The sequence below is a fragment of the Bacteroides sp. An51A genome (assembly GCF_002161565.1).
In the GTDB taxonomy this organism is placed as follows: domain Bacteria; phylum Bacteroidota; class Bacteroidia; order Bacteroidales; family Bacteroidaceae; genus Phocaeicola; species Phocaeicola intestinalis.
The window spans coordinates 301,669-324,302 of the sequence record NZ_NFIC01000003.1; the positions used below are offsets into that span (position 1 = coordinate 301,669).

The window sequence follows — 22,634 nt, forward strand, 5'->3', positions numbered from 1 at the left end:
ATTATTGTTAATGTATAGAGCAAATGTAAATAAAAAAAAGGAAATAAGGAAATAAAACCGTAAGAGAATCGGGGCAAATGTATCTAAATTATGCAGATTATCTTCAATGACGGAGAGGATTATCTTCTAATCGGGGCATTTGTGTGATTGTAATCAGATGCATCCTTTTATTGACAGAAAGAAAAATATTCCCGTAGCTATCATTAACAGGCCGATAGCGGCATAAAACAAGCGTGCCCGCTTCCTTCCGGCATTGGCCACGATGAAACGGGTATTGTGTGCGGTGAAGAACCAATCCCAGTTGAACAATGCTGCCAGCAGGGCGAGCATACCCACCAGCACAAACAAGGCTTGTATGATATAATGTACGGCCATTGTGATGTCGATATTATGCTTCGGCGTCGATGCTGACCGTTCGGCTTCCGTCTTCCAATTCGTCGATTCGGACTTTCACTGCATCACCCGGGAGCAAGTCGTCTATCAGTTCAGGCCATTCGATGAAACACAAGGCACCGCTGTAGAAATAGTCTTCATAACCCATATCGTATACTTCTTCCAGCTTTTTGATACGGTAGAAGTCGAAGTGGTAAATCAGTTCGCCTGTGGTGTCCGAACGGTATTCGTTTACGATGGCGAATGTGGGTGAGTTGATGACATCAGTCACGCCCAGTTCTTCGCAAACAGCTTTGATAAATGTGGTCTTTCCGGCTCCCATTTTGCCGTAGAAAGCAAACACAGTGTTGTCACCCATAGCGGCGATGAAAGCTTTTGCCGCTTCATGGATATGCTCGAGGTCTGTAATCGTTATTTTCATATACTTGTTGGATAAATTTTTTGCAAAGTTAATGATTTTTTCGTAGCTTGTATCTCATACGGCTCAACTTTGCGAGTGCATAGAATAAGATGGACACAAAAATGATGGATGCTCCTGATGGTATCTGATAGTGGTAGGAGAGGATTAGCCCTCCCAGGCAACTGATATATCCTATGCCGATGGAAAGCCAAATGATGTGCTTGAATCTGTATGTGAACAGGTTAGCGGTCATCTGGGGTAAGGTGAGGAGTGAGATTGCCAGCACGATGCCCACCATACGCAAGCAAGATACGATGGTAAGGGCGATGAACATCATCAGAATGTATTCGAAGCATGTGACGGGCATCCGCTGTGAACGGGCAAATTCAGGATCGAACGCAATGGCTACGATGGGGCGCAGGAAAAGGGCGAAAAATAGGGTAAGCACACAGCTTAGTATGCCTAGCAAAAGGATATCTCCTTGTGTGATGGTCAGGATGTTCCCGAAAAGAAACGATGAAAGGTCGGGCGTGAATCCTGGGGCAAGGAAGCTGAAAATGATGCCGATAGCCATTCCGAATGTCCAGAATACGGCAATGGCAGAATCTTCGCGCATATCGCTTCGCTTGCTGAGCCATTCTACTCCGAATGCAGAGAGTACTGAGAAAATGGCGGCGGCAAGTATGGGCGGGATACCGGTGTAAAGTCCGATGCCGATGCCTCCGAACGAAGCGTGAGTGATACCTCCGCTGATGAATACCAGCCGGCGTGTGACAATGTAGGTGCCGATGATACCGCAGGCAATGCTGGCAAACAGGCTTCCCAACAAGGCATGTTGGAAAAAAGTGTATTGTAGTAAATCCATCATAAGCAAATGAGTTTGTTCGTCCGTAAGTCTTTGAGTCTTTAGGCGAAGCATACCTGTAGCTTATAAACTTACCAACTCAAAAACAAAAGAACCCGGTACTTGATTTTAGTTGTTTATTGCATTGTTTCTTCTTTCTCCCACAATGAGAAACAATTCATCTTTCAGTTCGTCGGGTAGATTGATACCCCTTAATTGCAAGCTACGGCTCCATCCCGCTACATCTTCTTCCTGCATTGAGTAAAGAATATCGCGAAACTCGTCCGTTTCGTCTGCCGTGTATTGGTCTGCCGGACGTCCTTTGAAGCGGTCCAGCTCTTCGTCATCGTAATATTCTATTTGTCGGCTTACGGCGGCCAGGAGGCTTTCTTTTTCACATACGGCGTGTTGTCCGCAGCATTCGCTATCCATCGTAACCACAGGTGGGGCTTCTTTCAGTTCTCCTCGTGCAATTTTCCGGTGTAGATTCCGGTTATAGAAATATCCGGCTACCAGTCCAAACAGGATGACGCCTGCCAATATAATAAGGAGTATTCCCATAGTCAGTTTTTCCCGTTGATGGTGAATCCAGTCGCCTGCAGGTCGTCCCAGAAGTGAGGATATGATTTACTCACTACCTGCGGGTTGTTGATGGATAATTTCCCTAGTGGAATGCAGGCAGGAGCAAAAGCCATTGCCATCCGGTGGTCCTCGTATGTATCGATGCAGGGGGATGTGTCGGAAGGGCACCGTTCTCCGTTCCATTCCAAGATACAGCCGTCAGTTTCGGTCAGCTCATAGCCCAGTTTCTTCATTTCTTTCATCAGGGCGGCTATACGGTCGGTTTCTTTGATTTTCAAGCTTTGCAGTCCACTGAACCGGAAAGGGATATTCAGTAAAGCGCAGGTCACCACAAACGTCTGTGCCAAGTCAGGCTGGTTGATGAAATTGTATGTCATCTGCGATACCGGTTTGCCTTCTTTTTGTAGCACTACTTTGTGGTCAAGGTATTGTGTCTTGACACCCAGCGACGAGAAAAGGTGTGCTACGTATGCATCCCCTTGCGGGCTTTGCCGGAACAGCCCCGGAAGTTCTATTTGTGCTTCGGGCGCGAGGGCACAGATTTCATACCAATATGATGCAGCGCTCCAGTCGCTTTCCACGTAATACGATGAGGGTGCTTCGTAAGGATGAGGTTCGACATAGAGTTGTTTTTCATTTGCCCATCCGGCTTTTGCACCGAAACTTTTCATCAAGTGCAGGGTAAGGTCAATATACGGACGGGAAATGATTTCTCCTGTCAGGTTGAGTGTGAGTCCGTTTTTCAGGGCAGGGCCAATCATCAGTAGGGCAGAAATGTATTGCGAACTGACGTTGCCCGGTAGCGTAACATCATGGTTTATCAGTTGGCGTCCCGTAATGCGCAAAGGTGGATAGCCTTCGTTCCCGCTATATTCCACGTCTGCTCCCAGTGTACGTAAGGCATTGACCAGTAAGCCGATGGGCCGTTGCTGCATACGTTGGGTTCCGGTCAGTATGTGTGTGCCCGGATGTACAGACAGGAAAGCGGTCAGGAAGCGCATGGCAGTGCCTGCAGCCCCGATATCGATAACCGGAGGCATTTCTTGCAGGGCATGTATCATCACGCGTGTGTCATCGCAATCAGAAAGGTTTTCCGGTTTCGAAAAAGCTTGTGCCAGTGCATTGATAATGAGTGCACGGTTGCAGATGCTTTTCGAGGAAGGCAACGTGATGTTGCCGTATATCTTGTCGGGGGAAGTTAAAATGATTCGCTTCATACGATGTGTGTTGTTGTTCCGGCGACAAAGATAAGATAAAAAAATGAGATACCGGATACATCTTGGAAATATGATTCGGTCTGCGATGTTAATCTCTGCGGATTTGGGATTTTTCTCGCCGGCGTGTCCGTTTCCACCATAAATAATATCCGCTTAAAGGGAGGATACCTCCAAAGAGCGCGGCAAGAAAATAAAGTATTTTGGTGGTTATTCCTCCCCAGCTTCCGGTATGGAAGGCATAAAACCATCCTTTCAGGCTTTGTGGGGCGGAGGCGTTTGCATCTTTCCAAGTGATTTTCACTTCGTCTTTGCGGGACCTGTCTTTGCCTTTGTCTGTGTGACGTACTTGTGTGGAAGAGGGCGTTTCGCCGAAGAGCGAATAAGCAGCCGTGCGGTACCAGCCGAAAGACCACGTGAGTCCGGTGAGTGCCATTACAAGCAGGAAAAGAGTGCTATAAAATCCTATTGCTACATGACTATCGTACCAGAAACGGCGCCAACCTTTGGTGCACGACACGCTGAGGCGGTTTTTCAGTGCCTTGCGTGTGCGAGGTATCCAGATGATGAGTCCGCTTATCAGGATAAATACCATCACTAGTGTGGTGATTCCTACAATGATTTTTCCTACCGACTTTTCGCCTTTCGAGGCAGGTGGGTCCAGCAGCCAACGGTGTAGTTTACGCATGGTCTGGAAGAAGGGATACGATTGGGTCCAGCCCAGTACTTCCCCTGTATAGGGATTGACACTAAGCTGTTTCCGGCCTGTTTCGCGGAATGAGGCAAAAGCTGTTTCGTGCGGATTGGCTGAAAGCAGAAGTGAAGAAAGGTGGAGCGAGTCGGACACTTGTGCTTGGATGTGCGTTGCCAGTTGGGAAGGAGAGAGAGGCTGGGTATCTTCTGAAGGAGGAACAACGGTATAAAGCGAACGTTGAAGTGCCTGGGTAATATCCCGTTCGAATACCAAGGCTGCTCCCGATAAACAAATGATACTGATGATGATGCCTAAAGGGAGCGAGAGCCAAAGGTGGAGTTTTGCAAAAAGTTTTCTCATTGTGTACAGATGTTTAGATCGCTACAGGGATGAATTACAATGTGCCTATTGTAGATGTCATCATAATAGAATAGAGAGTTGATTCAAGCATGCGTTTTGATGAACATAAGTGCGTTGGCCGTTTCACATAAGTGACTCGGGCGTTTCACATAAGTAAGTCAGTCGTATCACTTATCTTAATCACAGAGGCGCACAGAGCTTTTCATTTTTTTGTGTTACTCTGTGTCTCCTCTGTGGTGAAAAGGTTTATTCCGTTATTTTGAGAGCTTTCCTAATGCCGATACAGATATGACATCATTTACTTGCAGGCCGGTTGTAGCCACGCCTGTAGTGGGGTCGATGCGGTAAATGGTCTGGCTGTTTTCGGAACTGGTCGTTACGATGGGGATATAGGCGTATCCATTGTCGCTACACGGGGTGCCGATGCTGGAAAGTGTATTGGCATCGGGTAAGCCGGTTACTACGGTCAGTGTGCCTTCTTCGCCTTTGAATACAGCCAATTCATTGCGTGGAGCACTGGTTCCACTCATATTTTCGGCTCCTTCGCTATACATTTGAAGCAGGAAATAATCGTCTGTGATGTGCCAGCAACGGAACATTGGGTTTTTGTTTCCCAGCATTTCCAGATTTACGTAATAGTTATCATCGAATACGGTTTCGCCTGCTTTGATACGCACTACTCCCGAAGGCAGCTGACCTTGCACGCGGTTGAACTGGGTACCGTCGTTATTGGTTACCGGTGTGGTGGTAGTACGTCCGTAACCCGGTGAGAATACATAAAGGTCGCCATTGTCTGCTGCCCAAATTGTCTGGTAGTATTGAGAGCGCATACGTCCGCTGGCAAAACCGATTTTACCGGTACGGGCAATGACAGGAGTCTCGTTGAAATCGTCTCCACTATAAATGGCGACGAAAGCACTGTCCGGATACTGGGTTGTGGGAATCATTCCAGCGGTATATTGTCCCGAACCGCTTCCTCCGCTTCCATTTGCCACATACGATGGGTCTACGATATATTCGGGATAGGTATTTACGCCATAGTGGCTCATCCCCATGGGAACTACTGATGTGTAAAGGCGGTTGTTTGCTTCTACAAAGCCAGCAAAACTTACCCGTTCACCATTACCCAGGAAGTTTTCGGCAATACGGCTTCCGGTAACGGTACTTCCGTCCAATACGCTCAGGTAATTGAATTGCAGATAATAGGCATAATTGCCTTCGTTGTCTTGTTCGGCGGTGCCGGCATTGGTAGAGGCGGTTATTACATTGTCTCCCCACGTGCCGTATGTTGTCGTACGGTTGAATGTGTACTGGCGGTCTTCCACTACATTGCCGGCATCGTTCAGCTTAAAGGAGAAACCGGTTCCGTTATTTCCATCGTTGTATTGGAAGCTGAACAGGTAGTTTTCGCGATAGAATATCCAGTTGGAGGCTGTTTCGGTCTCGTATCCGTTGCCCAAAGCCGTCACTTGACCTTCGTCCAGCGATTCGGACGTTACGAGGTAAGTTGCTGTGTTGGAGCCTTGACCTGCTTCTGCCACAATTACGAAACGGCTAAGGGTTTCGTCTGTAGGGGTATCGGGATTAGGGTCGGGCGTAGGATCCGGTTCTTCGGTTTGTACGGTTTCGTCATCACTGCAAGCTGTAGTACAGATACAGCCGAAAGAGAGGGCAGCCATCAGTGCCCATGAGAAATGTTTTTTCTTCATCCTTGTTTGTATTTAAGTTTAATAATTTCTGTTCCAGTCATTATCCTCCGAAGTATACGCGGAATTTGCCGTAAAAGGCACGGCCGGCTTTTTGGAGGCTGAAGTTATCGTAAAGTTTTTCGTCCGTCAGGTTCCGGCATTCCAGTGAGAGGTTGTACCGTCCGTTTTTTATCGAATAGCCGATGCTCAGGTTATGTGAGAGCTGTTCGGGTACTCGACTCTTGGTAGAAGGGTCGCCAAAGCGTTCCCAATATAAAGGGAATTCGTGTTGGTAGTATCCATCGTACGATATGGTAAGTACATTGCCTTCGGCGAAAAGGTCGTGCCATGTGAAGGTGGCATCGAAGTTGGCAAAAACATATGGGAGGTTCGGCATACGTTGGCCGTACGTGGCACTTTGCTGCTGGGTATTTTCCGCAGTGTAACGTTCATCATCACGTACGTTGATGTTGTTGTATGTGCCTCCCAATGAGAACCAGCGGGAGTAATTGTAACGTGCCGATATGTTGAAACCTTTCGTCTTCACCCGTCCGTGATTTTCGTAGATGCCGTAACTCATTCCACTTACGGTGCTCAGTCCGCGTTGGATATAATCTTTCGTGTCGCGGTAAATCAGCGTACCTTCCACATAGATGCCGTGCTTGCCGAACTGGCGGTTATAGCTGAGGTTGAAGTTCACGTTGTCACTTTTTTCGGGACGCAGATCGGTTTTACCGGCTTCCAGGTCTTCATCGCCGAATAGCTCATCGGTGGTAGGCAGACGGTATGCTTTTTCATACGAAAGCTTTGCCTGGAGTCCTTTGATGATGAAGTATGTGCCGGCGGCTCCGTATCCGAATGCGCTGGTATGCCTGTGCATGTCGATGTAATTGCCTACACCGTCTTCGCTTTGCGATACCGGGCCTTGGTTATACTGGTTGTAATATTTCCCGAAAGCTGAGAAGTTCCATTTTTCTGTAGGCATCAGGCGGTATGAGAGGCCCGTGATATTCTTGCGTGTGATTTTAGGTATGCTGAAGTCGGAAATCTTCGAACTCCCGTCTACATACGAACGGGTGGTGCGCCGGAAGGTGCTCAAGACGTGATTCAACGTAAATGTATGTGCCGTTCCGATGCGGTAGTTGGCGGTAAAGGTTCCGTTCCAGTTGGTATTCTTTGATTCGTTGTCTTGATACGACTGTTCGCCATGACTTCCGGTAAACTTGCGCTCTCCCAGCCAGTTGTATTTATATGTGGCGGTGTCGATGTTATTTGTAATGTTATGATTATAGTTGGCGGTCAGCATCACATCCAGTCCTTTGGTGAAGAGATTGCGTTTGCTGTATTCCAGTGAAGGAACGAACGAGTGTCCCTTGCGGTGTTTCTCACCAAAGACGATATACTGGTATACACCTGTCTGTATTTCTTTGTAGAAATTAGAGAAGGTGAAACCCAGCATCAGGCGGTCTGCCCATTTTTTGTCTACAAGACCCACTTTCCCGATGATGGCTTCGTTATGAAACTGGTCGTTGAAGCGGCGTATGTGATAGATTTTATTGCGGTCGGTATTTTCTGTTATGCCATCATCGCCGAATTCGGTAATATAGTTGTCGATGTAGTAATCGTTGTCCGAGAAGTTTTGGAAAGCGTTTATTTCATACATCAGTCCGTTGCGGAAGGTTTGTCCGAAGTTGATGTATGATTTGTGCGTATTGAATGATCCATACGAGTACGAAGCGTCCAGATGCCAGCTACGGCGACGCTTGTTGGTCACAATATTGATGACTCCTCCCAAAGCATCGGTACCGAAGCCTACGGGGACCACACCTTTATATACTTCAATACGTTCGGCAAAGTTTACCGGTATGTTGTTGATGTCGAATGCTGTACCAGCACCCTCCTGAGGTACTCCGTCGATGAATATTTTTACATGCTTGCCCGAGAAACCGTCCAGCATCAGTTGCATGTCTGAGCCTACGCCTCCCGATTCGCGCAGTTTCAGTCCGGGCAGTTGGGTCAGTGCATCGCTCAGGCTTTTGGTGGAGTTGTGTAGCTCCCGTGTGTCCAGTGCTACGGCGTTGAATGCCGATTTCTGCACACGGCTCACCCCGTTGGATACTACTACCACTTCATCCAGTTGGTGTGTAGCAGTCTTTAGCACGATGGTCTGCCGGGTACGCTCTTCATTTTTCAAGGTGATTTGTTCTTCGAATGTCTCAAATCCGATGGCGGAAACTACCAATGTATAGGTACCTGCGGGAGCTTTCAGATGATAGATGCCCCGTTCGTTGGTGGTACATCCATAACTGGTGCCTTTCAGATAAACGGTGGCGAAGTCGATGATGCTTTTATCTTCTGCCGAAATGATTTTTCCCGACAGCATGGCTCGTTTTTGTGCCGAAACAGTGAGAGAACACATTAATAAGCAAATTAATGTGAGGACGCAGTGTTTTGTCATTTTTTTATTGTTATTTTTAATGATTCTAATTACGATGCAAAGGTACGGAGTCTGCTTTTGTGCTGCAATCCCCAAAAGTAGGTATTCCGCCTTTGTAATTTGCGTTTGTTTTTACCTATTTTGGGGGATATTGGTTTTATGAATTTGTTTTTTGTGGGCGAATTTTGGGTCATCTTCGCTTCTGCTTTTCGTCAGATAATCCGCTATTTTCTTCACCATACCAGCTAAAACGCCTCAAAAGCTCATTCTAAATCAGCACACGATAAATTCAAAGTAGTTTTCAGGATAGGAGTTTGTATTTGTTGGTGCTTTTGTTAAAACTATTTAATACTTTGGTTTCTCTTTCTCTATCATTGAACATTCCACTATATTTGCCGCCCGGAAACACTTTTATATTTTTATGGACGAAATTCTTATAATTGTCGGGTTGATAGTACTTAACGGTATTTTTTCCATGTCCGAGGTGGCATTAATATCAGCCCGAAAAACTCGGCTTTCTACAGATGCGAAAAAGGGAAGCAAGGCTGCCGGTGTAGCGCTCAAGCTGGCAAACGACCCCGACCGTTTCCTTTCGACGGTACAAATCGGCATCACCCTCATCGGTATTCTTACTGGTATTTATTCGGGTAATAAAATAGCGAGCGATTTTTCGGATATTTTGGTTTCGTGGGGTATACCTGTGAACTATTCTGCTACTTTGGCGCAGGGAATCATTGTAGTGATTGTCACGTATCTGACCATTATTTTTGGTGAGCTGGTTCCTAAGCGCATCGGGTTAAGCATTGCCGAACAGGCTGCAAAGACTGTTTCGCGTCCGATGAATTTGCTTTCTACGCTGGCATTGCCTTTTGTATGGCTTCTTTCGAAAAGTACGGAACTGATATTTAACCTGTCGGGTATTAAGGAAGCAGACAACAAGGTGACCGAGGAAGAGATAAAATCCATCATTCAGGAGGGAACTGAAGATGGTGAGGTGCAGCCGGTGGAACAGGATATCATGCAACGTGTGTTCTTGTTGGGCGACCTGAAAGTAAGTTCGATTATGACGCACAAGAGTGATATCGTATGGTTGGATACTGATATGGGAGCCGATGAGGTGAAGAAGTTGCTGAGCCAGAAGCTGTACGAATTTTATCCGATAGCCGAAGGCGACCTGGATCACGTGAAAGGCATAGTAAACCTGAAGGACTTGGTATTGCACCTTTACGAGCCTGATTTTAAGTTGGAAGCGCTTATTCACGAGGCTGTTTTTTTCCACGAAAGTATGAATGTATACAAGGCACTTGAGCAGATGAAAGCACGGAAAATCAGCCGTGCGCTGGTGTGTGACGAGTTCGGTGTGTGCACAGGTATCATTACCTTGCGCGATATTCTGGAAGGTCTGGTAGGGACGATGGATGCTCCAGGTGAGGAACCGGATATTATAAAACGTGTATCAGGTGATGGATGGCTGGTTGACGGACAATGTGCATTGTATGACTTTTTGTGTTATTTCGACCGTCAGGACTTGTTTGAGAATGCCGAATATCATACGCTGGGCGGATTGATTCTCCAGCAGTTGCAACATATTCCTACCAGTGGCGAAACGTTGCAATGGAACGGCTTCCATCTTGAAATTGTGGATATGGACGGTGCACGCATTGACAAAGTGCTGGTTACGGTCTCACCACAGGGTACACAAAATAAATAATCATAATCGGGGCAGAGAAGAAATACAAGAAAAATATTTTCCAGTTGTATATTATCTGTGGTGAAAAAGAAGATGAAAAGGAAACGGAAATACATAACACATTGGTTTTTGTTAGTCTGCATGGTGATGCAGATAGCTTCCGTTTTCCCTCATCATCACCATTCGGAGCTTTTTTGCTTGCATGCCGACCTGGCTACTTGTGCGGGTGAGGATTGTAATACGGCTGGCATGCACCACGAAGGCGATGGTGACCGCCATACATGTACGGTGGGATGTGTTACGCATTTCCAGTGTGCCACGACCGGACATCATCAGGATACAGTGGCTCCCGACTATACATTTTATTCTATTCTTTATACTTTCACGTATCTGTTGCACTTGGTGTACATGCCCGAAGCGGCTTTGCTTTCCGACGGGATGTACATCGAGAACCTGCACACGCAGGATGTAGCCTGCAATACGGGCTTGCGTGCTCCCCCTGTTTGCTGATTTTATTATAGTAGAACAAATGCAACTTAGTTGCCTTAGGGATGCGGTATCTTTGCCGCGTAAAAACAAACGGATAAAATCAGAAACAGATATGAACAGAACAAAAAGTTTATGGATGGGAGCCTTTGCCTTGCTGGCACTGGCTTCGTGTGGGGGAGGAGAGAAGCACGCCCACGGACACGAGGAAGAAACACATCAGGAAGAAGCCGCACACGGAGCTTCGGGAGAGATTGTATTGGCTCCGGAGAAAGCGAAGGCGGCAGGAGTGAAAGTAGAAACCGTAAAGGCAGGCACGTTCCGCCAAGTTATCCCTGCCAGCGGACAGATACTTGCCGTGCAGGGCGATGAGGCGGCGGTAGTGGCAAGTACGGCGGGAGTCGTCTCGTTTGTGCGCCCGCTTACGGAAGGCATGCGTGTAGCAGCCGGAAATGCCGTGCTGAACGTGTCGGGAAGTCGTATTCAGGACGGGGATGCCGTCAACCGTGCACGCATCGCTTACGAAACCGCCAAGGACGAATACGAACGTGCCTCTAAACTGGTAGATAGCCAGATAGTTTCGAGAAAAGACTTTAATGTGCTGAAAGAAGCTTATGAAAATGCCCGTGTTGCTTACGAAGCTCTTTCGCCCAGCCATGACGGAAAGGGCGTATCGGTGCAGGCACCCATTTCGGGCTATGTGAAGTCTTGCCTGGTGAAAGAGGGGGATTATGTGACCGTAGGCCAGCCCTTGCTGACGATTACCCAGACACGCCGGTTGAGGTTGCGTGCCGATGTATCGGAGCGTTATTATCCGGCATTGCGCAAGGTGTCTTCCGCCAATTTCCGTACTTCGTATGATGAGCGTGTCTATCGGCTCGATTCGCTGGGCGGACGTCTGCTTTCGTATGGCAAGTCCACCGGCGACACTTCTTATTATATCCCCGTCACGTTCGAGTTTGACAACCGTGGCGAGATGCTTCCCGGAGCCTTTGTCGAAGTCTGGCTATTGTCGGACGGGCGTGAAGGGGTGATCAGTGTCCCTCTTTCGGCACTTACCGAAGAACAGGGCGTAAAGTTCGTTTACGTGCAGATGGATGACGAGTGCTATCGGAAACAGGAGGTAAAGACGGGGCTGGACGACGGCACGCATGTAGAAATCCTTTCGGGGCTGAAAGAAGGCGACCGGCTGGTGACTGAAGGTGCCATTCATGTGAAACTGGCTTCGGCAAGCAATGCCATCCCCGCACATACGCACAATCATTGATTTTATTTTTACTACCACAGATTACACAGATTTTAATTAACAATTAATAGTGAATCTGTGTAATCTGTGGTGAGGCTAAAAACATAACAAATTTTTTTATGCTGAACAAAATCATTCATTTTTCATTGCAGAACCGCTTGCTGGTGCTGGTGGCATCGGTGCTTCTGCTCATAGGAGGAACCTACACCGCTTTCCATACCGAGGTGGATGTGTTCCCCGACCTGAACGCGCCCACGGTGGTGGTGATGACCGAAGCCGGGGGAATGGCGGCGGAAGAAGTGGAACAACTCGTCACCTTCCCCATCGAGACCGCGGTGAACGGTGCTACGGGTGTACGCCGGGTGCGCTCTTCTTCTACCACCGGTTTCTCGGTGGTATGGGTAGAGTTCGACTGGGATACCGATATCTACCTTGCCCGCCAGATTGTATCCGAAAAACTTGCTACGGTGGGCGAGAGCCTGCCTGAGAATGTGGGCAATCCTACACTGGGTCCCCAGTCGTCCATTCTGGGTGAACTGCTGATTGTAGGGCTTACTGCCGACAGCACTTCGATGCTCGACCTGCGTACGCTTGCCGACTGGACCATCCGCCCGCGCCTGCTCTCTACCGGAGGCGTGGCACAGGTGGCGGTATTGGGAGGCGATATCAAAGAATACCAGATTCTGCTTCATCCCGAGCGGATGAGACATTACGGCGTTACGCTGGGCGAGGTGATGGAAGTGACCCGCGGGATGAACCAGAATACCAACGGAGGTGTCATTTATGAATATGGCAACGAGTATATTGTGCGCGGAGTGGTGTCTACCGAAGATGTACAGGAAATGGCACGTGCGGTGATTAAGACCGCAGGAGGTGTTCCCATTGTGCTGGAAGATGTGGCGGATGTGCGCATCGGTGCCCAGCAGCCCAAGCTGGGACTGGCATCGGAGAAAGGGAAACCTGCCGTACTGATTACCGTGACCAAGCAACCCAATACGGGTACCATCGAACTGACCGAAAAGCTGGAAGCCGCCCTGAAAGACCTGCAAAAGAACCTTCCGCCCGATGTGCGTGTGTCTACCGATACGTTCCGCCAGTCACGCTTTATCGAGAGTTCCATCAGCAACGTGCAGCATTCGCTCTACGAAGGGGCGATATTCGTAGTTATCGTGCTCTTCCTTTTCCTTGCCAATGTGCGCACCACGGTGATTTCGCTCGTCACGCTTCCCTTGTCTTTGGTGGTAGCTGTTTTGGTGTTGCATTACATGGGGCTGAGCATCAACACCATGAGTCTGGGCGGTATGGCGATAGCCATCGGTTCGCTGGTAGACGATGCCATCGTAGACGTGGAGAATGTATGGAAGCATTTGCGCCAGAACCGGATGCTCCCGGCAGGCGAACGCCGCCCGGTGCGGGAAGTGGTGTTCAACGCCTCGCGCGAGGTGCGTATGCCCATTCTCAACTCTACGTTGATTATCATTGTGAGCTTTGTTCCTCTGTTCTTCCTGAGTGGCATGGAGGGGCGGATGCTGGTGCCGTTGGGCATCGCTTTCATCGTAGCCTTGTTTGCTTCTACGGTGGTGGCACTTACCCTTACGCCGGTACTTTGCAGTTATTTGCTGGGAGGCGGAAAGAAGGAAGGATTGCCTCGCGAAGCTTTCCTTGCCGTGTGGCTCCGTACGTATTACGCACGGGCACTGGAGTGGGCATTGGCTCACAAGCGGAGCGTACTGACGGGTACCGTTGCTCTTTTTGTGGTGGCACTGGGCTTGTTCTTTACCTTGGGGCACAGCTTTCTGCCCTCGTTCAACGAAGGTTCGTTCACCATCAATGTCAGTTCCTTGCCGGGCATTTCGTTGGAAGAGTCCGACAAGATAGGGCGGCAGGCGGAAGAAATCCTGCTTTCCATTCCCGAAATACAGACCGTGGCACGCAAGACGGGGCGTGCCGAGCTGGACGAACATGCGCTGGGCGTGAACGTGTCCGAGCTGGAAGCTCCCTTCGAGTTGAAAGACCGCTCGCACCGGGAATTGCTCGACGAGGTACGCCGCAAGCTTTCGGTCATTACCGGAGCCAACATCGAGATAGGCCAGCCCATCAGCCACCGCATCGATGCCATGCTGAGCGGCACGCAGGCGAGCATCGCCATCAAGCTCTTCGGGGATGACCTGAACCGTATGTTCGCTTTGGGAAATCAGATTAAAGATGCCGTGAAAGACGTAGAGGGCATTGCCGACCTGAACGTGGAGCAACAGATTGAGCGTCCGGAGCTGAAAATCGTCCCCCGGCGTGAAATGTTGGCGAAGTACGGCATCTCGCTGGCACAGTTCAATGAGTTTGTCACGGTGAATATGGCGGGCGAGACCGTGTCGCAAGTGTACGATAACGGCAAGGCATTCAACCTTGTGGTGCGTGCCAGCGAAGACAACCGTGGCTCTATCGAACGCATCCGTGACCTGATGATAGACGATGCCGAAGGACGGAAAGTGCCCTTGAGCTATGTGGCGGATGTGGTGTCGTCAATGGGTCCCAACACCATCAACCGGGAGAACGTGAAACGTAAAATCGTCATCTCCGCCAATACCAGCGGGCGCGACCTGCGTAGTGTGGTAGACGATATCCGCAAGCGGGTAGACGATGAAATCCGCCTGCCCGAAGGGTATCATATCGAGTATGGCGGGCAGTTCGAAAGCGAGCAAGCCGCCAGCCGTACCTTATTGCTTGCTTCGTTGATGAGCATTGTGGTGATATTCCTGCTGCTCTATGTCCAGTTCAAGAACGGGGTGCAGAGTGCCATTATCCTGCTCAACCTGCCGCTGGCATTGATAGGAGGCGTGTTTGTGCTGCTTTGCACCACGGGCGAGCTGAGCATCCCTGCCATCATCGGGTTCATCTCGCTCTTCGGCATTGCCACCCGCAACGGTATGTTGCTTATCAGCCATTACAACTTGTTGCGCGAAGAGCAGGGCATGGGCTTGCGCGAGTGCATTGTCCACGGTTCACTGGACCGTTTGAATCCGATTCTGATGACCGCCCTGTCATCGGCATTGGCATTGATTCCGCTTGCCTTGCGCGGCGATTTGCCGGGCAACGAAATACAGAGTCCGATGGCGAAAGTCATCTTGGGAGGCTTGCTCACATCGACCTTCCTCAATGCCTTCATCGTCCCCATCGTGTACGAACTGATGCACCGGTCTTCCACCACAGATTACACGGATTAAAAAAGATAAACAATCAACCACAGAAAGCATAGAAAAAATAATTTTATGAATCTGTGTAATCTGTGGTGAAAAAAAGCATACAGCAATGAAATACATTACATTAGCCATAGCCTGCCTTGCGATAGCGCCGATGCAGGCACAAACCATAGACGAAGTGCTCCGGCAGGTGGAGCAGAACAACAAGGAGCTTCAGGCACAACGGCAAAGCACGCTCGCCTCGAAACTCGAAGTGCAGGCGGAAAACAACCTCGAAGACCCTTCGGTGGAATACAGCCCGTTCTACACCCGGGGCATCACCGGCATGTCCAGCTCCGAACTGGTCGTGACACAAGGCTTCGATTTCCCTACGCTTTACGGTGCACGCCGCCAGTCGGGCAAGTGGAAGCAGGCGGCTCTCGACCGCAGGCAACAGGCGGCACGCCGCGATATCCTGCTCAGTGCCAAGAACCTTTGCCTCGACCTGATAATGCTCAACCAGCAACACGCCTTGCTGGAGGAGCGGGCGAAGAATGCCGGCGAGCTGCTTGCCCTCTTCGAGAAACGCCTGGAGGAAGGCGATGCGGGCATCCTCGAAGTGAACAAAATCAAAATGGAACGGATGAGCGTGCAGACCGAAGTGGCGCAAAACAATGCCGCCCACCGCACCGCGCTCCAGCAGTTGCTGGCAATGAACGGAAACATGCCCTTGGAATTTACAGCAGACACCTATCCCCACGTGGAGGAACTGAAAGACTGCAATGCCTTTTACGATGAGGTGATGGCTACCGATGCCGGTTTATTGGCGGCAGATGCCGATGTGCGTGCCGCCGAGAAGGAGCTGAAGGTGAACCGCCAGAGCTGGTTGCCCAAAATAGAGGTCGGCTACAGGCGCAACACGTCGCTTGACGAGAAAAGCAACGGTTTCCTGATAGGTGGAAGCCTGCCCTTGTTTTCCAACCGGAAAAAAGGGAAAATAGCCCGCCTGCAAGTGGAGAGTACCCGCCTGGCGCTGGACAATGCCCGCCTGCAAGCGGCGGCAGACGTGCATGCCCGTTTCAACGAAATGCAGCAGTTGCGCGAGGCGATGCAGGCGTACGATGTCGTCCTGATGCACCGCACCCTGGCTTTGCTCAACGAAGCCGTAAAGGCGGGTCAGCTCTCCATCATCGAATTTTATACCGAGGCAGACAACATCTACCGCAACCTTCAGGCATACATCGAGCTGGAGAACCGGTACCAGAAGCTGATGGCGGAGATTTACAAGAACTGGCTTTGAGAATGAAGAATCTTTTTTGAATGAAGAATGAAGAAACAACGTTCGGCGTAAGCCAATTCCATGCGGGCGAAGCGATTCTTCATTCTTCATTCTTAATTCTTCATTTTTACGCCTTGAACTTCAGTTTTTGATAATTGTTATTTGTAACAATTGTAACGTAACGGCGGAATACCCATTGCCTCAGCATGCTGCTGGTGCCCTTCTCGCTCATGCCTGCTGTCCGGCGCGCACGTACCGCATCGGCATGCGTAAACTCATCGGGAAGCAGCTCCAGCAGGTTGCGCCTGCCCGGACGGTGCCTGCCGTACAGTGGGCGCTTGTCTTCGTCCATCGCTTCCTTTATCGCTTCCCCGAAAAACTCCAGCTTGCACCACATGTCGTAGTGGAACGACCAGCGCACGAAGTCTTCTATCGACTTTTCCCATTTCTCCCCGTTCGCCACGTAGAGCACGCATGCCTTCAAGTAGGCTATCACGTTGGCTCGGAACGAAAGGTTCTCGTACACACGGTCTTGCGAGAGCACGGCCCATTCCGCGTTTTCGGCGCTCATCTCCTGGGCGAGCTTGTACGCCTGCGGGCAATCAATCAGTCCCGTGGCACGGTTCAGGTTCTCGATGTACGGGCGAAGCTCCTCGTCGAAAGCCGCGTCATACTTGCCATACACCGGCATGTCCGCCCCGATTTCGCGTTCGGGAATGGTGCAGAAGTTGATGCGCGAGATAGGTCCGTCGGTCAGTACCCGTGCGAAGTATTTCTTCCCTTTCTGGATGGTGGTCGAAGCGTTCCAGTTGAAACGGATGGTGACCTTTTCCGTCACGGCCTGTGCGCTGGCGCGTGTCTGCCCGTAGCGGTTTCCGGGGTCGAACGCAAGGCACATGATTTGGAACTGCTGGCGTCCCCTTACCGACCCTTTCAGGGCATCGAACTGGTCTATCTCGTTCATTTTCGTGTAGAGGAAATGTCCTTCCGCCTCGGCGGTGCGCATCACGAATGCCGGATTGGTCATGTCTGCATCAATCTCCTGGATGATAAGCCCTTCGGGGCGCTGGCGTTTGTCCTTGTTCGCTCCTTTCGAGTTCACCTCTTCCTTCCATTCGCGCTCTCTGCGCAGGTTCACCTCATCCCTGCGCCGGATGTCTGCCATGATGCGGTTTATCGGCTCCGAAATGCAGTCTTTTCCGGCACCCGTCCCCGCCATGAGCACGTTCATAAGGGTCGCCTCATGCTCCACATTGTCAATATACTTGAAGCGCACTTGATGCAAATGGGTTGCCAACGAAGGGAATACCGCATGCGCCACGGCAGGCCTGTACACTTCGGGTGTGCGGCTCACAAGAAGGCGGATAAGCTTGGGAAGACGTTTGGGCATCGGAGGCACTGTAGGGGCGTATTGCATACGCCCGGAAACATCCGCACACACATCCTCATTGGTGCCCTCGTTGGCGCATTCGGGCGTATGCGATACGCCCCTACAAGCCTCTTGCATCAGCTTCGGCACCGAATACCATTTCGCCGAGCACGCCGAATGAATCAGCCCCTTCATTTCCTTTTCCGGAAGCCCGTAACGCGGCATAATCTGCAAAAGGGTTTCTTCGTTGTTGTCCGTGATGTAGCGCAGGTGCGAAGCCAGGCGGTGCAGCTTGTCGTTGCGTTCTCCTTCTACAGGTTCGCCTCCGGCGAGCGAAAACCAGCGGTTGATAATGTCAGAATAGGGGATGCCCTTGAAACTCAGCGGGCAAGGTGTGATTGATTGGTCGGTCATAGCTATTACATTTAAAGTTTTATAATGCAAAGATATGCATTTTTTGTGAATAATCGGCAGAATAAAAAACGGTATGTGTAAAAATCTGTTAATAAAAAATAGATATTTTGTGTTTTCTATTGAAAATCAAATAGTTGCAGTGATAGAAATCTTTCTCTTTTATGCAAGGAATCTTATAGGTGCTGTCTGTACTACCCGTTACAATTGTTACAATTACAGTTAATTGAAATCGCTTTTTCAATCCCGTTGTCCGGAAGAGAGAAAAATCATTTAGAATATTATATTATATATATTATATAATAATATATATAATATAAATTTTTAATTCACTTTTTTTTTCGTCTAAAAAGTCATTTCAAATTACTGTAATTGTAACAATTGTAACGCCATAGCCTCTCTCTTTTCACCCGTAAGGCAATTATATTGCATAATTCATTGATATATATGCAAAGCTTCCTGCAAGCGTATGCATATGCCTGTGCATATAATAATGTGAACCTGTGTAATCTGCGGTGAAAATATTCATCACTCGTTCAGCGCGCCGCAATGGGGGCAGATGCCCTTGGTACGCAGCTTGGCACCGCATGCGCCGCATACGTAGGGGTAGCGTTCTGGCTTGCACAGCCAGCGGATGCAGCCGGCGGCATACGCCACGAGGCATACATAGGCGATATAAACATTGACGTAGGTGAAAAACACATAGATGAAGATGCAGCATGATACCAGCCCCACGAGGTAGAAGAACGCTACTTCCGCTTTGGTCTGGTGAAAAAGGTCGTCGAGCATCGCCACACCCACCAGCAATGCCAGGGCAACGCACACGATGAAAAAGCCGAGAATAAAGGGCACATCAAAGGGGTTGAGCGTGGGGGCATAATAGTAGCGTTCCCACGTCTCGGGCACGAAGTGCTGGATGCTGTTGTAGGTAGTGGCGGCTATTGCCATCAGCAAGGACAAGAGGATGGGGAAGCCGCTATCGATATCGTTCAGCCAGATGAGCTTGATTTGCTTGCGCCGCACCGCCCGGTAGACGAACCACAGGAAAAACACCGCCAGTACAAGGAAGAAAGGCAGGGTGTGGGCGTTGCTGAAGAAATGGATGAAGCGCGAGATAGGGTCGACCGGCACGATATTGTCCAGCAGGCGGTGTTCCTGAATCCACCCGATGGTCTCCTGGTCGCGTGCCACTTTCACCCACACCGAGTCGACGGAATCTTGCGGATGTACATCAAACTCCGCCACCACCACTTCATCGCCCCGGAGCAGCGGTACCGTATCCATAAACGGAAGCACATGCAGCCATAGTGTGTCTGCCTCTATCTGAAAATTGCTGTTCAGGGCATACATCCGCGAATAGAAACGGACGGAGTCGCCTCCCTCTGCTGCGGAAGAAGGCACCAAAGGCTGATAGCGGCAAGCCGTAGCAAGCACCAGCAGCAACAGGAACGGTACGAAATACTTACTCTTCAACATTTTTCACCACAGATTACACAGATTATAAAGTTCATTAGCAAATAAGTTCATCATCGGATTACACAGAAAAAAATCTATTTATTCAATCTGTGTAATCTGTGGTGAAAAAACTTTCATCTGGCACGCCTTGCAATCGAATTCCAGCCGGAAACGCTTGCCATCGCTGCTCACCAGGTAATAAGGCTCGCGGTAGGGCGAACGCTTTTTCTGATACACCGGACACCAGCCCAGGCTATATCGGATGCAATGCTTGCAAAACATCAGCGCCACTCCTGCCGGCGCTTCCCGCTCGAAAGCAGGAGCTATCTGCTCTACACCGTGGCGGCGGTAGAAAGCCTCGGCAAGCGTATTCATCACATTGCCGCGATAATCCAACTCTTTTTCGGGATAAGGATGCGCGGTCTGCTCCCATAGCCTGCGCTCTTGCGGATAGGTGATGCGGCGTGCCTGAAGCAGGAGTTCCACCGCCCGGCGGCGCAAGTCCGAAAGTCCGGATGCGGGGATAAACCAGTCTTCGGCAAAACCGATGGCAATCTCACGGGCTTCGAAAGGCGTGGTGCCCAACTTGCCCAGCTGCGCCTTCAGGTTCTCGGCTTGCGGGGTACGTGCCCGTTCTTTTTCCCGTTCCAGCACCACGCTCACCCTTGTCCCGTCTTCATCGGAAAGGTCGAGGGTGAAGCCGGAAGGATTTGCTTCCAGACGCATGTCCACCGCTATCTTCCTTATGGCGGATTTCTTCTGCATCACGCGCTCGAACTCTTGGTCGAAATTGCGGTACAGCATTGTTTTCGGACGTATGCCGCGAGGCATTTCCAACGGGAACAGCTTATTGCCTTCCACACGGTTCACCCGGAAACCGTGCAACTTGCCTTGTCCGTCGAGGTAACACAATCCGTCTCCATTGGCGAAGGACTTCACGCCCGCCACGGTCAGGCAGTTGCCCCGTACTTCTTTCACCGTGCCTACCTCTTCGCCCAACGATTTCGGAGTATTCAGGTTGAAGATGCCCGGATTGCGTCCGTGGGCGAAATAGTCGGTAAACCCGCGGCTGAAACTCTTGTCCAATTGGGGACGGAAAGCCAGATGCACCGTGCCCGATGATGCCCGCATGTATTCTTTCCGGTGGCGGAAAATGGCATCCAGTTGCTGGCGGTAATATGCCGTGACGTTTTTCACATACGACACGTCTTTCAGCCTTCCTTCTATCTTGAGCGATGAAGCCCCCGCATCGAGCAGGGCTTCGAGGTTCGCACTTTGGTTCATATCCTTGAGCGAGAGCAGGTGCCTGTCGTTTACGATGGTCTTCCCGTCGGCATCCACAAGGTCGAATCCCAGGCGGCAAAACTGGGCGCATTCGCCGCGGTTGGCGCTCCGCCCATAACACGCCTGACTGACGTAACACTGCCCGCTATAACTCACGCACAACGCCCCGTGGACGAAGACCTCGAGCAACGTGCCGGGGCACCGGCGGTGGATACGGCCGATTTCGTCAAGGCTCAACTCACGGGCGAGCACCACCTGGCGGAATCCGGCTTCGGCAAGAAACTGCACCTTCTCCGGCGTGCGGTTGTCCATCTGCGTGCTGGCATGCAGGGGGATAGGCGGCAGGTCCAGTTGTGTGATGCCCATATCCTGTACGATAAGCGCATCCACCCCGATGCGGTACAAGTCCCATATCATCGCCTCGGTGGCTTTCAGTTCGTCTTCTTTCAGGATGGTATTCACCGTAACGTAAATGCGCACACGGTACAGATGGGCATAACGCACCAGTGCCGCGATGTCGTCCAACGAGTTTCCGGCAGCAGCACGTGCTCCGAAACGGGGTGCCCCGATATACACGGCATCCGCTCCGTGGTTGATGGCTTCGATTCCACACTCCAGGTTCTTGGCAGGGGCCAGCAGTTCGATAGCCCTCACCGGGGAGACGGAAAGGGGGTTACTTGATTTCATTGATATCATACGGTGTTTCCTGATATACGTAATAGTTCAGCCAGTTGGAGAACAAGAGGTTGGCAGTACTGCGCCAGCGCACCAGCGGTCCCTTTTCCGGGTCATCTCCGCGATAATAATTCTTCGGCATATCGATGGGCAAGCCTTTCGCCAAGTCGCGCCGGTATTCAGTATCCAGTGTATAAGGGGCATATTCCGAATGGCCCGTCACATAAAACTCGCGTCCTCCGCGCGCCATCACGATATGTACGCCCGAGTCTTCCGATTCCGAAATAATCTGTAGCTCGGGGCAGCGTTCGATGTCCTTGCGGCGCACTTCCGTATGCCTGCTGTGCGGCACGAAGAACACATCGTCGAACCCGCGGAAGATAGGCAGCTTCCCGAACCCCTCGCACACATGATGCTCGAAGATGCCGAACATCTTTTTCTCCAGCGGATACTTGGGCACCCCATAGAAATGATACAGCCCAGCCTGTGCCGCCCAGCAGATGTAAAGGGTAGAAGTGACGTGCGTACGCGTCCAATTGAATATATCCTGTATCTCGCTCCAGTAGTTCACGTCTTCGAAATCGAGATGCTCCACCGGTGCGCCGGTGATAATCATCCCGTCGAACTTCTCGTCGCGCATCAGGTCGAAGTCACGGTAAAACGCCTTCATGTGCTCGATGGGCGTGTTCTTCGAGGTATGGCTCTTCAGTTTCATAAAGCTCACCTCTATCTGGAGGGGCGAGTTCGAGAGCAACCGTATCAGGTCGGTCTCGGTAGTAATCTTTATCGGCATCAGGTTGAGGATGACGATTTTCAACGGACGTATGTCTTGTGTACTTGCCCGCGATGTATCGATAACGAAGATATTCTCTTCCTTCAGCAAGTCGATGGCAGGCAATTTATCAGGTAAATTCAGTGGCATAGAAACATTTGTTTTTTTTCAGCCACAAA

At 50.3% G+C, this 22,634-nt stretch carries 17 protein-coding genes; 5 read left to right on the forward strand and 12 right to left on the reverse strand.

All coding sequences use genetic code 11. The annotated features are described in order from the left end of the window. Positions 1-153 precede the first annotated feature (153 nt). From B5G04_RS07585 to B5G04_RS07620, 8 genes are all read right to left on the reverse strand, one after another. Entirely contained in the window at positions 154-375 is a 222-nt protein-coding gene (locus B5G04_RS07585) for an immunity 17 family protein (protein ID WP_022038879.1), read from the reverse strand. A 13-nt stretch (positions 376-388) separates the two neighbouring features. Continuing rightward, positions 389-814 carry a tRNA (adenosine(37)-N6)-threonylcarbamoyltransferase complex ATPase subunit type 1 TsaE gene (tsaE, locus tag B5G04_RS07590; protein WP_022038878.1) on the reverse strand — a complete coding sequence of 142 codons (426 nt, stop codon included), beginning with the start codon at positions 812-814 and terminating at the stop codon, positions 389-391. A 28-nt stretch (positions 815-842) separates the two neighbouring features. Continuing rightward, on the reverse strand, positions 843-1,658 hold the full coding sequence (locus B5G04_RS07595; protein WP_087396726.1) for a metal ABC transporter permease: 816 nt from the start codon (positions 1,656-1,658) through the stop codon (positions 843-845). A 108-nt stretch (positions 1,659-1,766) separates the two neighbouring features. After that, on the reverse strand, positions 1,767-2,198 hold the full coding sequence (locus B5G04_RS07600; protein ID WP_087396558.1) for a phospholipase: 432 nt from the start codon (positions 2,196-2,198) through the stop codon (positions 1,767-1,769). Between the two features lie 2 nt (positions 2,199-2,200). Continuing rightward, positions 2,201-3,436 carry a 3-phosphoshikimate 1-carboxyvinyltransferase gene (locus B5G04_RS07605; RefSeq protein ID WP_087396560.1) on the reverse strand — a complete coding sequence of 412 codons (1,236 nt, stop codon included), beginning with the start codon at positions 3,434-3,436 and terminating at the stop codon, positions 2,201-2,203. A gap of 88 nt (positions 3,437-3,524) precedes the next feature. Continuing rightward, positions 3,525-4,487 carry a PepSY-associated TM helix domain-containing protein gene (locus tag B5G04_RS07610; protein WP_087211681.1) on the reverse strand — a complete coding sequence of 321 codons (963 nt, stop codon included), beginning with the start codon at positions 4,485-4,487 and terminating at the stop codon, positions 3,525-3,527. 254 nt (positions 4,488-4,741) lie between these two features. Beyond that, a complete protein-coding gene (locus tag B5G04_RS07615; RefSeq protein WP_087209953.1) occupies positions 4,742-6,196 on the reverse strand; it encodes a DUF4374 domain-containing protein in 1,455 nt (484 codons plus the stop codon). A 40-nt stretch (positions 6,197-6,236) separates the two neighbouring features. Continuing rightward, positions 6,237-8,558: a TonB-dependent receptor gene (locus B5G04_RS07620; protein WP_087396562.1), complete on the reverse strand. Its 2,322-nt coding sequence runs from the start codon at positions 8,556-8,558 to the stop codon at positions 6,237-6,239. A 475-nt stretch (positions 8,559-9,033) separates the two neighbouring features. On the opposite strand from B5G04_RS07620, the gene B5G04_RS07625 reads away from it, so the two are divergent. The 5 genes from B5G04_RS07625 (at position 9,034) to B5G04_RS07645 (ending at position 16,510) form a co-directional block, all read left to right on the forward strand. Continuing rightward, positions 9,034-10,323: a hemolysin family protein gene (locus B5G04_RS07625; RefSeq protein ID WP_022038871.1), complete on the forward strand. Its 1,290-nt coding sequence runs from the start codon at positions 9,034-9,036 to the stop codon at positions 10,321-10,323. Positions 10,324-10,395: 72 nt separating this feature from the next. Beyond that, entirely contained in the window at positions 10,396-10,812 is a 417-nt protein-coding gene (locus tag B5G04_RS07630; RefSeq protein WP_239414052.1) for a DUF6769 family protein, read from the forward strand. Between the two features lie 115 nt (positions 10,813-10,927). Next, positions 10,928-12,055: an efflux RND transporter periplasmic adaptor subunit gene (locus B5G04_RS07635; RefSeq protein WP_087251101.1), complete on the forward strand. Its 1,128-nt coding sequence runs from the start codon at positions 10,928-10,930 to the stop codon at positions 12,053-12,055. Positions 12,056-12,153: 98 nt separating this feature from the next. Further along, positions 12,154-15,255 carry an efflux RND transporter permease subunit gene (locus tag B5G04_RS07640; protein WP_087396566.1) on the forward strand — a complete coding sequence of 1,034 codons (3,102 nt, stop codon included), beginning with the start codon at positions 12,154-12,156 and terminating at the stop codon, positions 15,253-15,255. Between the two features lie 85 nt (positions 15,256-15,340). Continuing rightward, positions 15,341-16,510, forward strand: a complete 1,170-nt coding sequence (locus B5G04_RS07645; RefSeq protein ID WP_087396568.1) for a TolC family protein — start codon at positions 15,341-15,343, stop codon at positions 16,508-16,510. Positions 16,511-16,616: 106 nt separating this feature from the next. Here the strand turns inward: B5G04_RS07645 and B5G04_RS07650 are convergent, their stop codons facing one another. The 4 genes from B5G04_RS07650 to metA all read right to left on the reverse strand — a co-directional run bounded on the left by B5G04_RS07650 (position 16,617) and on the right by metA (position 22,605). After that, complete coding sequence (locus B5G04_RS07650) at positions 16,617-18,272, reverse strand: hypothetical protein (protein WP_087396570.1); 1,656 nt, start codon at positions 18,270-18,272, stop codon at positions 16,617-16,619. A 525-nt stretch (positions 18,273-18,797) separates the two neighbouring features. Next, positions 18,798-19,745, reverse strand: a complete 948-nt coding sequence (locus tag B5G04_RS07655) for a hypothetical protein (protein WP_013617317.1) — start codon at positions 19,743-19,745, stop codon at positions 18,798-18,800. A gap of 78 nt (positions 19,746-19,823) precedes the next feature. Next, positions 19,824-21,695 carry a U32 family peptidase gene (locus B5G04_RS07660; RefSeq protein ID WP_087396571.1) on the reverse strand — a complete coding sequence of 624 codons (1,872 nt, stop codon included), beginning with the start codon at positions 21,693-21,695 and terminating at the stop codon, positions 19,824-19,826. Beyond that, positions 21,682-22,605 (reverse strand): homoserine O-succinyltransferase, encoded by a 924-nt coding sequence (metA, locus tag B5G04_RS07665; RefSeq protein ID WP_087396573.1) that lies wholly within the window; start codon positions 22,603-22,605, stop codon positions 21,682-21,684. The genes B5G04_RS07660 and metA overlap by 14 nt, the downstream gene beginning before the upstream one ends. Positions 22,606-22,634 lie beyond the last annotated feature (29 nt).